This is a genomic window from Nostoc sp. WHI, assembly GCF_015714725.1.
In the GTDB taxonomy this organism is placed as follows: domain Bacteria; phylum Cyanobacteriota; class Cyanobacteriia; order Cyanobacteriales; family Nostocaceae; genus Nostoc.
On sequence record NZ_WBKM01000289.1, the window covers coordinates 52,580 to 63,481 of the forward strand.

The window sequence follows — 10,902 nt, forward strand, 5'->3', positions numbered from 1 at the left end:
ACAAAGAAATGCTTGTCCTTGCGGCTCTGGTGCGAACTAGGAAGGCGGAATTCATTCCCACTCAGTTGTGAGTGCTGAGTAATAAGTGAAATTCCCCACTCACAACTCTTTACTCTTTACTCTTTACTCTTTACTCACAACTCAGCACTCAGCACTCTTTACTCAGCACTCTTCATGTCTTTCCCGCCATCACCGAGCTTTTAACCAAAAGTTCCACTGCTGCTTGATATTGTAAATCCGCCTCTGTTCCAATCTGTTCGCGGTTAATGGCTGCTTGGGAAATCACTTTATCCGGCTTAATGCCTAGTTTGTTAATATCCCGATGTTGAGGAGTTTCATACTTAGCAATTGTGACTGCCAAGCCTGAACCATCTGATAATTCAAATAAAGATTGAATTAGACCTTTTCCAAAAGTGGTTTCGCCTACCAACTGGGCACGACGGTTATCTTGGAGTGCGCCAGCCAGAATCTCACTAGCACTGGCACTTCCTTGATTCACCAAAATCACCAGAGGATCGTTCGTTAGGGCTGGCCCAAAGGCTTCAAAACTACCCTGAATACCTTGTCGGTTAACAGTGTATACAATAGTACCGGAGTCTAACCATAGACGGGCGATTTCAATTCCTGCTTGCAATAACCCCCCAGGATTATTTCGTAAATCGAGAATATAGGCAGCAGCGCCTTTTTTTTCTAGACTAGAAATAGCGTGTGCCAACTCAGTTGAGGCGTTGGCATTGAATTGAGTCAGGCGAAGGTAGCCAATGGGTGTACCCTCAGTGGAAACACGCAAATCTGATACCACAGGGTTAAGAGCAATGCGATCGCGTGTCAGTCTAATTTCCATTTCTGCCTCTCCCTCTCGTTCGATGAGGAGAGTCACAAGGCTGCCACTCGTCCCCCGCATTTTGGTTGCAGCTTCGTCGAGGGTAAGATTTTCTGTCGAAACGCCTTCAATTTTGAGAATGCGATCGCGTGGTCTAATCCCCGCTTTATCTGCTGGTGAACCGGCGATCGGAGCCACTACTTCCAACTTCCCAGTCTCAGGATTCAGGGCAATTTGCAATCCTACCCCAGTCAGTTCCCCAGAAGTATTGACCTGTAAGCTGCGGTACTGTTCTGGATCTAAAAAGCGGGTAAAAGGATCATCGAGGCTCTTGAGCATCTTCCCAATTGCCGTATAACTCGCATTTGAGTCGGTGAGTGGCTTCTCCAGAACCTTTTGCCGGACTGCCGCCCAGTTTTGATGATTAAACGTCTCATCTAGATAAGTGCGATTAACAATTCGCCAAACTTCCGAAACCAGCTTTTGTTCCGATGTCAAAGCCACCGCAGGCTGTGTGAGCGTACCAAACGCCAACCAAAACGCCATTAGCAATGAAAATCCAATCCGAAAGACTTGTTTATTCATGAACCCCATTATCAATTCCACCTCGACCCAAATTGCTTAGAAATGCTCAATTGTCATGTTGTTGATGAAATCTATCTCTCGATTATGTTACTTTTTTTATAGAAGTGATGCATTCCTCTCATCAAGTTGTTCAGTCAACTGATGGGTTGTAGCCACTCACCAAAGGATAAAATCTACTTTGTGTCCACCATTTTCTGTGCAGGGGCGTAAAGAGATCGCAATATATTCCATCTTTACAGAGTGTAAAGTTTCTGAAGACTCTTAGCACGCTGAGATCTGACAAGCAAACAAAAAACTCGCCTTTACTAAAATCCCAAAATTGCTAATTGGGAGAGAAGTCTGAGCGGCGGCTTCTGAAAAATCCGTAGACAATTTTGCTGCTACCCTACTCCTCGGTAACGACTTCTCCTGCAAAGACGCGATCGCTAACGAGGCACAGGAAAGCCTAAAGGCGAACCCCCAGGATGCCAAGGCTTGGGACTATCAGAATTTTGGTCGCCAATTTAGAACTTCGGGATTTATTAACCGCAACCGACTTTTAGGAACTTGAGATTGTATGGCCAACGTTTACGACTGGTTTGAGGAACGCCTAGAAATTGAGGCGCTCGCTGAAGATGTTACTAGCAAGTACGTCCCTCCCCACGTCAACATCTTTTACTGCCTGGGTGGAATTACCCTGGTTTGCTTTCTCATCCAGTTTGCCACTGGATTTGCCATGACGTTCTACTACAGGCCAACAGTCGCTGAAGCTTTTACCTCAGTACAGTACATCATGAATGAAGTCAACTTCGGTTGGCTAATTCGCTCCATCCATCGCTGGTCTGCCAGCATGATGGTATTGATGATGATTTTGCACACCTTCCGGGTTTACTTGACTGGTGGTTTCAAAAAGCCCCGCGAATTGACCTGGATAAGTGGTGTCATCCTGGCTGTGATTACCGTCTCCTTTGGAGTCACCGGCTATTCCCTACCTTGGGATCAAATTGGCTACTGGGCTGTGAAAATCGTTAGCGGTGTACCAGAAGCAATTCCCGTGGTTGGCGTTCTGATCTCCGACCTACTACGCGGCGGTTCGAGTGTTGGTCAAGCAACACTAACTCGTTACTACAGCGCACACACCTTTGTACTGCCTTGGTTGATAGCAGTCTTCATGCTGTTTCACTTCTTGATGATCCGCAAGCAAGGCATTTCCGGCCCTTTGTAATCATCTCAGTTATTAGTGAAAGGCAACATTTGTCAGTTCTTAGATAAAGTTGTTTGTTTTAAACTTATGAAACACAAAAAAATTAATTGTACATAAGTTACAAAAAATAAACACTTGGATCTGAAGCTGAAAGTTGTAGACACCCTCCAGGCGGCTGAACGTAGACAGACAAAATGCTGCTTGCTGCCTGCCTGGGTTGCCCGGTAGCTAATAGCTTTCACAAATGCTTTAATTTAACTTAAGCAGGAGAGCATATTTCAAAATGTCAACACAGAAAAAACCTGACCTGAGCGATCCTCAGTTAAGAGCCAAACTCGCTAAAGGCATGGGTCACAACTACTATGGTGAACCCGCTTGGCCTAATGACTTACTTTACGTGTTTCCAATCGTGATCATGGGTTCCTTCGCTGCGATTGTGGCTCTAGCTGTACTAGATCCCTCGATGAACGGTGAACCAGCAAATCCTTTCGCCACACCATTGGAAATTTTGCCGGAGTGGTACTTGTATCCAGTCTTCCAAATTTTGCGATCGCTACCTAACAAACTTTTAGGAGTGTTAGCAATGGGTTCCGTACCAGTAGGGCTGATTCTCATTCCCTTTATTGAGAACGTCAACAAGTTCCAAAACCCTTTCCGCCGTCCAGTTGCAACCACAGTATTCCTCTTGGGTACCCTGATCACCCTGTGGCTGGGTATTGGTGCTGCCTTGCCATTGGATAAATCTTTGACCTTGGGACTATTTTAAATTAGTTACCACAAAGTGCTTTGACGCCTGTGACTTTTAAGAGCATATTGTAGATGTGCTTTTGAAAGAAATTAACAGGCGTCAATTTTAATAGTTCAGATTGCATTTTGGATTTGAAGTTTGGGATTGAAAAGCTATTCCAAAATATAAAATCCCCAAAAATCAACAAATACAAACATTTTTCACTTACTTAATGTAAGTAAGTTGCTAGTTATAACCCTCGATATGCCAAAATCGTTCATGTTTTGTATTTTGGTACACAGAATATGTCAATTTAGATTTTTCTATATCAGAGAAATTTTGCGAATAGCGCAGAATTTAATAACTAGCAACTTGGGTTTACCTATATTCAAGTCAAAGTCAATGCTTGGTATCGTGCAGCAAGACCATCTGACGGTTAAGAGCGAACTCAGGCTCCTAAACCAGGTACAAGAATGGTTTGAGCAATTTTGTCTGCAACATTTGTCTCAACTTGGCTGGTCAAAAACCCAACTTGATCGTCTCAATTTAGCATTAGCAGAAGGCTTTACCAACGCTGTTCGTCACGCCCATCACGCATTACCGCCGGAAACAACCATTGAGATTAACGTTTATCTGTGGATTGACCGACTAGAGATTAGAATTTGGGATTATGGAAAACCTTTTAATCCTGATGCGATCGCAGAGCCAGAGCCAGGTACCCTGCAAGTAGGCGGGTATGGATGGTTTCTCCTTCGGCGCTTGGCTGATCGCGTTGTCTACGAACGTGGTGCAGATGGTAGAAATTGCCTGCTCATTGTCAAATACTCTATAGAAGCACAAAAGTAAAAGTGAAATAGTCAAGGTAATCTGATCCCAATTTTGGATTTTGATATCAGTCTGTAGAAGCTTCTGCGGCTACTCTACGAGTTCTTTGTTTGCCGAACATTCCATAGGCAAGCAGTACCCGCCGGGTAGACTATAAGAGTACAATAAAAGATATACTCTTTATTTCAATGAAGATATGAATTGAGATAAGATGTATCTTAAGTGAAATTGCTTAGTTACGATAATTTTTCGTAAAAGCTCAAAAGTATTTTTGTATAAAAAAATTTAGTGAATGCAGTAAAGATAGCATTCGAGTTCTGGTAGTTACTTTGTTAAAATTTGTCAGCAGTGTTGAGAGTCTTATTTTTGTTCTACAACAAGTGCAAATTAGTGCTTAAAGAGATAGGGGACAAAAAATGACTAAAACAGCCCTAATTACAGGAATTACTGGTCAAGATGGCTACTATCTCAGCCACTTGCTCCTCAATCGGGGGTACCGAGTTGTAGGATTAGTACCCCCGCATCGACAACCTAATTTGACAAAACTGGGAACACTGGCAAATCAGGTAGAGATTTTTACGGTTGACTTGAGGGATAATTTAGCGCTTTTGACCGCAGTTGAACAACTACGTCCCCAAGAAATTTATAATTTGGCGGCTCCCAGTTTTGTACCCGATTCCTGGAATGATCCGTTGGGAACCTTGGATCTGATCACTGGTACGGCTACCAGACTCTTGGAAGCAATACGAAAGGTTGGTTTATCTACCAGATTTTATCAAGCCAGCAGTTCAGAAATGTTTGGGGATGTACTTGTTTCACCTCAAGACGAGGAAACCTCTTTTCGTCCCAAAAATCCCTATGCTGCGGCAAAGATGCACGCCCACTGGACTATGGTGCATCACAGACAGCACTATGGACTATTTGCCTGTAGTGGAATTCTATATAACCACGAGTCTCCTCTCCGCCCGCCTCAGTTTGTCACCCGCAAAGTTTCTTTAGCAGCTGCATCAATTAAATTGGGTTTAACTGACACCTTAGAAATGGGTAACTTGGATGCCAAACGCGATTGGGGCTTTGCTGGGGATTATGTAGATGCAATGTGGCGAATGTTGCAAGTAGATGAGCCAGAAGAATATGTGATCGGCACAGGTAAGTTACACAGTGTTAGAGATTTAGTTGCTATAGCCTTTGAATCTGTCGGATTAGATTGGAAATTTCATGTAACCCAAAACACTAATTTATTGCGAAAAGATGAGCATTTTCAATTAGTTGCCAATCCCAGTAAAGCCAAAAGAAACCTCGGCTGGGAACCCCAAGTCAGCTTTGAGGAACTTTTAGAAAAAATGGTAAAAACAGATTTAGAGCGGTTACAAAGTGGTGCGTTGGATGAAGTCCTTGCCGCAGGCATCGCCCCCTTAACGCAAGTATAAATAACCCAATATGCATATCACTACAGTGCCAGAAAGCCTAAAGTTAGGTGATAAAGTTAACAAACAAACTAACCATGTCTTCGTGTTTCTAGAAATTTTTGCTCACGAAGGTGGTATTCAATCATATATAAAGGATATTTTTCGCGCCTATCTGGGATTGAGCCAAGCATATAAAGCGGAAGTCTTTTTGTTGCGAGATAGTCCTGATAAATTAAATGTTTTTGAAGACGAGAACTTAAAATTTCATTACTTTAAAAATCAGTCTCCCCATATAGGGAGATTACAAATGGCAGCAGCTTTACTTAAGTGTCTGTTGCAAAACCGTCCGCAGCAAGTTTTCTGCGGTCACATTAACTTAGCAGTATTAGTACAAACTCTTTGCCAGCCGTTGGGTATTCCCTACACCGTACTAACTTACGGTAAAGAAGTCTGGGAACCGCTCAAAAACCAAGAACGTCGCGCCCTGACATCAGCAGCTGAAATTTGGACAATTAGTCGCTACAGCCGCGATCGCGCTTGTGTTGCTAATGGTATAGATCCGAAAATAGTCCAGATGATGCCTTGTGCAATTGATGGAGATAAATTCACTCCTGGTTTCAAGCAGGCAGAATTAGTCCAGAAGTATAGCTTGACTGGTGCTAAGGTGTTAATGACAGTGGCGCGGCTGTGGTCAGGGGATATTTACAAAGGCGTAGATGTAACAATTCGGGCATTACCACAAATCGCTCAGGTTTTCCCAGAAGTAAAATATTTGGTAATTGGTCGCGGTGATGACCAACCGCGATTAGCTAAACTAGCTGCATATTTAGGTGTGAGCGATCGCGTCGTGTTTGCTGGTTTCGTGGCCACAGAAGAATTAATGGAACATTACCGCCTTGCTGATGCCTATATTATGCCCTCGCAAGAAGGCTTTGGCATTGTCTATCTGGAGGCAATGGCTTGTGGAGTACCTGTATTATCCGGTGATGATGATGGGTCAGCCGAACCCTTGCAAGATGGTAAACTAGGGTGGCGAGTACCACACCGCAGTGCTGATGCTGTAGCAGTAGCTTGTATAGAAATGCTTCAAGGGAATGACCAGCGCTGTGATGGGCAGTGGTTGCGAGAACAGGCGATCGCTTTGTTTGGCACGGATGCCTTTCAAAAGAGGTTGCAAAAAATGCTTCTATCCTCAGTCCTAAGCCATTAATTGAAAGCAATATTTCTTCACCCTTGAACGCCAGTTTGCACAAATCGGGAGACTTTTGCTGCTCGATTACTCACTACTGCTTCTCTACGACACGCTGCGCGATCGCTAACATCATCCAACTGCTCTCCTTGACTCTTTGCTAAAATCGCTATCCTAGAGGGAGAGCAGGATGACATTTAAAAAATGAGCTTTAAGACATTTCAATTGAATCTTTTAAATCTCCGCCCTTGGCTCACCCTGCTAGCAGTTGTTTGGTTGCTGGCATCAGTAGGCTTGGGTTGGTTGGTTAATTCATTGCTAATAATTTTCGGGTTGCTGTTGTTGGCACCGATTGTGGCTTTCTTTGGCTTTCGTTGGTGGCTGCAACGCAACTTGATTGCTGATCAGTGTCCCGTCTGTGGATATGAATTTACAGGTTTAAATAACAGTCAGTTGCAGTGTCCTAACTGTGGTGAGTCGCTGTTAGTCCAAAATAGTCATTTTCAGCGCCTTACACCAGAAGGCACAATTGATGTTAAAGCTGTGGAAGTACCATCCCAATCACTGGAAGATTAGTCAAGGGTCACTGGTCATGAGTCATTAGCAAAGGACAAATGACTAGTGCCATTAGACTCTGAACTATTTTTTTTGTTGCGAGATTGCGAGGGTGTAGTTATACTCTTTTTGGGATAATTCGCCCACATGCAGCGAATATTTTCCTGCCTGCCAATAACCAGACAGTTCTGGCTTGCCTCCAGAGTAAGTATCTGCTAATACACAGAAACGCCCTCCAGGGCCATCGATCAACAGTGTTGGCTTTCCTTGACTTTCAACTGTTAGTCGCAAGTAAGGCAGTGACTCTGTAAGCTCGATAACTTGATTGGGTACAGAGGTAATATTACCGCAATTACTTTTGACAGTTCCTCCAGACTTTCCCTTTAAAATAAGTGGATCTGGTTGGAGATTCGGATTAATATCTATCTTTGGTGTTTGTGCCAAATTAGCCTCAGTGAGAATCAAACTCATTGCTAAAGCTGTAGGAACAATTGTCAGTAGCCTAAGGGTCTTCATTTTAATTAATGCTCCAGATTGTTTTTAGAGCAATATTGTTATAGACAGTCTGATTTGATTGACGACAGTAATCCGTCTTGGTTCCAAAAGCTATCGTATAACCCAATACCATTTAGTTAAGGATTTATAGTGCGTAGGCGTAGTCCGCACTTCTCTAGGAGACGCTGCGCGTAGCTTGCTTCCACGTTCGCGTAGCGTCCCGTAGGAAGTGGTACGGCAAGCTCAGTGACCATCGTAGACATCGCTAAAAACCATACCCAGGTATTTAGCCCCAAATAGGCATTTTCCACTAATTTACATACTTGAGTTTTTGTCAACTTATATTTACTGAACCGACTCTCTAGGTGCGGAGTGTAGGCTGGAAAGCAACAAGAAAAAAACATAAATTTTCCCTGTGTACAAAGGTTTTGCACACAGACATTAGCTAAAATCACTAAGACAACCACCAAAAAGAGAATTTGGTTGGTCTGTTGTTGAATAGGTAACTTAGCTGAGGGAGAAAAAATTGATGAATCCTCAAAGAGATGAAGACTTGCAGCGTCGCCTCGACAAGCTAGAGGCAGAGATTAATTCCTCACCTGAGGTAGTTCCCCAACCACAACAAAAACAAACACCTCAGTTTGGTTTTGCTAACTTGAACTTGCAACTAGAGCGATTTCAGATTTGGTTCAACAGCCTATCTAGGACAAAAAAGCTCGTAGTTTCGGGTGTGACGGTACTACTCGGCTTGGCGATGCTGCAAACAGTGTTTAAACTGATTGCATCTGTAATCACTCTGGCACTTTTGGCAGCGTTAGTGTATGTTGGATACAAATTTTTTGTGTCTAGTAACTTTCAACGTAAGAAGTAGTCTATTTGAATTGTGCCGATAACGGTGTATAAATAATGTCAAAGGAAATTATGCAATGACGACACCAATTGTCAGAAGAAGTAATCAATCTAGTCAATCAAAACAACCGGAAAGAGCCAATTCGCTGCTGCTAGCAAGCAGGCGTTTTGCGGCTTGGGCGGCTGAAATCACACTAGTGGTTAGCAGTGGGTTGATTCCCTTCGGCATTGGTGTCTATGCCAATACTAGAAGCGATCTTAACCGAGTGCCGCTTAACCCCGTGCTGGTAGTAATGGAAAGAGCGATCGCTAGGCCATTGGCTTTGCCTGTTAGCTATGGCATCCGTAACGTAGCATGGCCGACTAATATTTTGTGGACAGTAGCTCTGTTAGCGCCTGTAACTCTCTCGTGGTGGCAATTGTATTTACTAGCTAAGACTGGTAGCACAATTCCTAAACGTTGGTTAAAAGTGCAAGTTGTCAACGAGCAAGGGATGCCGCCCGGTTTGGGGGCAGTTGTGATCAGAGAAGGAGTTGGGCGTTGGACTGTACCCATTTCCATCGCTTATCTTCTGTGGCGCTACAGCTTTGCTTTTCCTAATTTAGGATTATTCACATTTTTATCTTTGTTAATGATTCTGGGTGAAGGAATCGGCTTACCCTCGCGCCGGGGGCGTCGCGCACTGCATGATCAACTCGCAGGCACTTATACAATAGACGCACTCTTAGCTAACAACAAACAAGTTCAGCCTGCTGGCGGTAACGATCAAGCAGAAGAATGGCAGCAGGGAAATGAAGAATTAGCTATGCCTACAGCAAGTAGTGTGTCTGACGCAGCCCAAACTAACCAGCCGCCTAATGTGTGGCGGCGGATACAGCAAAATCCCAATCTAACTTTGTTTGGGGTAGGGCTGACGAGCATGACTGCTGTGCTGGCAACTTTAATAGGCACTCAAGTTTATATCCAAATTCAGCAATCCCAGCGAGCAACCAATCAAATCAACAGCCAACAGTTCCTCGAACTTGTCAAACAATTGAGTCCCAACTCTGGGGCTACTAATAAGGAGCGTGAAACTGCAATTTTGGCTCTGGGTGGTCTGAATGACCCACAGTCCATCAAATTTCTAGCGGATCTCTTGGTTAGCGAAACCAACTCCAGCCTTTTGGATACGATTCAACAAGCTTTGACAAGTGTCGGCCCCAAAGCCATCCCAGAATTAAAAAATAAGAATCAGTTTTTGGTGGGTGAACTGGAGCCTGTGAGTAGCACTGCAACCCAAGAACGGGAATTACGGCAAGGGCGGTTACAAAGAAACCAGAGGACGATCAATAAGATTCTCTCTGTTTACAGTGGTAAAATCGAGGGCGTTGAACTTAATAGCACACAATTAGGTCAAAGCGGTACTCCAGGAAGTTCCTTTTTCAACTTGGTACTAGACAACGTTGATTTATCAGGAGTTAAATTAAAATCTGCAAATCTTAACCAAGCTAGTTTTAAGGGTAGCCGCTTCCGGGGTGCGGGTGAGGATGGACGCTTGGATACCTACGACGATGCGATCGCTGATTTAAGCCAAGCTCAGTTGCAGCAAGCTAATCTTACTGATGCTAACCTCAGTCGCGTTTTGATGAACCGTACCGACTTGAGCCGCGCCACTCTCAATAGAGCAAACTTATCCAACGCACGTTTATTTGAGGCGAAACTCAACAGCACTCAATTAGTAGGAGCTGATCTGCAAAACGCAGTTTTGGAAAAAGCCAGCTTGACTGGGGCTGATTTAGGCGATGCGAACTTGAATGAAGCCAATCTATACGCCGCTAGATTGGGTCGTGTCATTGCCATAGGAACGCAATTATCCTTTGCCAACTTAACTAACACTGATTGGGAAGGGGCAGATTTATCAGGAGCTTATTTGGATCGTGCTAATCTCAGCAATGCTAACCTGGGCGCTACTCGTCTGACTGGTGCTGTTTTGCGTTCTGCCCAGATGGAAAACGTTAACTTGCAAAATGCCGACCTGAGTCTTGCAGATTTACGAGGGGCAAATGTGGCAGGAGCAGATTTTAAGGGGGCAATTCTCGCCCCTAGTAAACAAGATCCAGCAGATCAATTTGTCCAAACCCCAGATTTAGGCTCCGTATCTGCCGTAGTCCAAGGAGTTGATTTTTCTAAAGCCAAAAATTTAGATCCCAAGCAATTAGCGTACATTTGTACTCAAGGAGGCATTCATCCTAATTGCCCGTAGAATTAGAGGGGGGCAGGGG

At 43.9% G+C, this 10,902-nt stretch carries 12 protein-coding genes; 8 read left to right on the plus strand and 4 right to left on the minus strand.

What is annotated here, in order from left to right; all coding sequences use genetic code 11:
• Positions 1-172 precede the first annotated feature (172 nt).
• The gene (ctpA, locus tag F8S12_RS29490) at positions 173-1,417 is read right to left on the minus strand and encodes a carboxyl-terminal processing protease CtpA (RefSeq protein ID WP_196519808.1); all 1,245 of its coding nucleotides are present in this window, start codon (positions 1,415-1,417) and stop codon (positions 173-175) included.
• A gap of 547 nt (positions 1,418-1,964) precedes the next feature.
• Here ctpA and petB point away from each other — a divergent pair.
• The 5 genes from petB (at position 1,965) to F8S12_RS29515 (ending at position 6,762) form a co-directional block, all read left to right on the plus strand.
• On the plus strand, positions 1,965-2,612 hold the full coding sequence (gene petB, locus F8S12_RS29495) for a cytochrome b6 (RefSeq protein WP_196519809.1): 648 nt from the start codon (positions 1,965-1,967) through the stop codon (positions 2,610-2,612).
• A gap of 262 nt (positions 2,613-2,874) precedes the next feature.
• On the plus strand, positions 2,875-3,357 hold the full coding sequence (gene petD / locus F8S12_RS29500) for a cytochrome b6-f complex subunit IV (RefSeq protein WP_196519810.1): 483 nt from the start codon (positions 2,875-2,877) through the stop codon (positions 3,355-3,357).
• 363 nt (positions 3,358-3,720) lie between these two features.
• A complete protein-coding gene (locus tag F8S12_RS29505; RefSeq protein WP_196519811.1) occupies positions 3,721-4,164 on the plus strand; it encodes an ATP-binding protein in 444 nt (147 codons plus the stop codon).
• A gap of 395 nt (positions 4,165-4,559) precedes the next feature.
• On the plus strand, positions 4,560-5,573 hold the full coding sequence (locus F8S12_RS29510) for a GDP-mannose 4,6-dehydratase (RefSeq protein WP_196519812.1): 1,014 nt from the start codon (positions 4,560-4,562) through the stop codon (positions 5,571-5,573).
• Positions 5,574-5,583: 10 nt separating this feature from the next.
• Complete coding sequence (locus F8S12_RS29515; protein WP_196519813.1) at positions 5,584-6,762, plus strand: glycosyltransferase; 1,179 nt, start codon at positions 5,584-5,586, stop codon at positions 6,760-6,762.
• A 17-nt stretch (positions 6,763-6,779) separates the two neighbouring features.
• On the opposite strand, the gene F8S12_RS29520 is transcribed toward F8S12_RS29515, so the two are convergent.
• Positions 6,780-6,938 carry a hypothetical protein gene (locus F8S12_RS29520; protein ID WP_196519814.1) on the minus strand — a complete coding sequence of 53 codons (159 nt, stop codon included), beginning with the start codon at positions 6,936-6,938 and terminating at the stop codon, positions 6,780-6,782.
• Between the two features lie 7 nt (positions 6,939-6,945).
• Here F8S12_RS29520 and F8S12_RS29525 point away from each other — a divergent pair, with 7 nt between their 5' ends.
• Positions 6,946-7,317, plus strand: coding sequence for a hypothetical protein (locus F8S12_RS29525; protein WP_196519815.1), 372 nt, complete (start codon positions 6,946-6,948; stop codon positions 7,315-7,317).
• A 63-nt stretch (positions 7,318-7,380) separates the two neighbouring features.
• On the opposite strand, the gene F8S12_RS29530 is transcribed toward F8S12_RS29525, so the two are convergent.
• Together F8S12_RS29530 and F8S12_RS29535 are read right to left on the minus strand one after the other, a co-directional pair.
• Entirely contained in the window at positions 7,381-7,812 is a 432-nt protein-coding gene (locus tag F8S12_RS29530; RefSeq protein WP_196519816.1) for a hypothetical protein, read from the minus strand.
• 116 nt (positions 7,813-7,928) lie between these two features.
• A complete protein-coding gene (locus F8S12_RS29535) occupies positions 7,929-8,129 on the minus strand; it encodes a hypothetical protein (protein WP_196519817.1) in 201 nt (66 codons plus the stop codon).
• Positions 8,130-8,320: 191 nt separating this feature from the next.
• Between F8S12_RS29535 and F8S12_RS29540 the strand changes: the two genes are divergently transcribed.
• Positions 8,321-8,662: a hypothetical protein gene (locus tag F8S12_RS29540; protein WP_196519818.1), complete on the plus strand. Its 342-nt coding sequence runs from the start codon at positions 8,321-8,323 to the stop codon at positions 8,660-8,662.
• Positions 8,663-8,717: 55 nt separating this feature from the next.
• Complete coding sequence (locus F8S12_RS29545) at positions 8,718-10,883, plus strand: pentapeptide repeat-containing protein (protein WP_196519819.1); 2,166 nt, start codon at positions 8,718-8,720, stop codon at positions 10,881-10,883.
• Positions 10,884-10,902 lie beyond the last annotated feature (19 nt).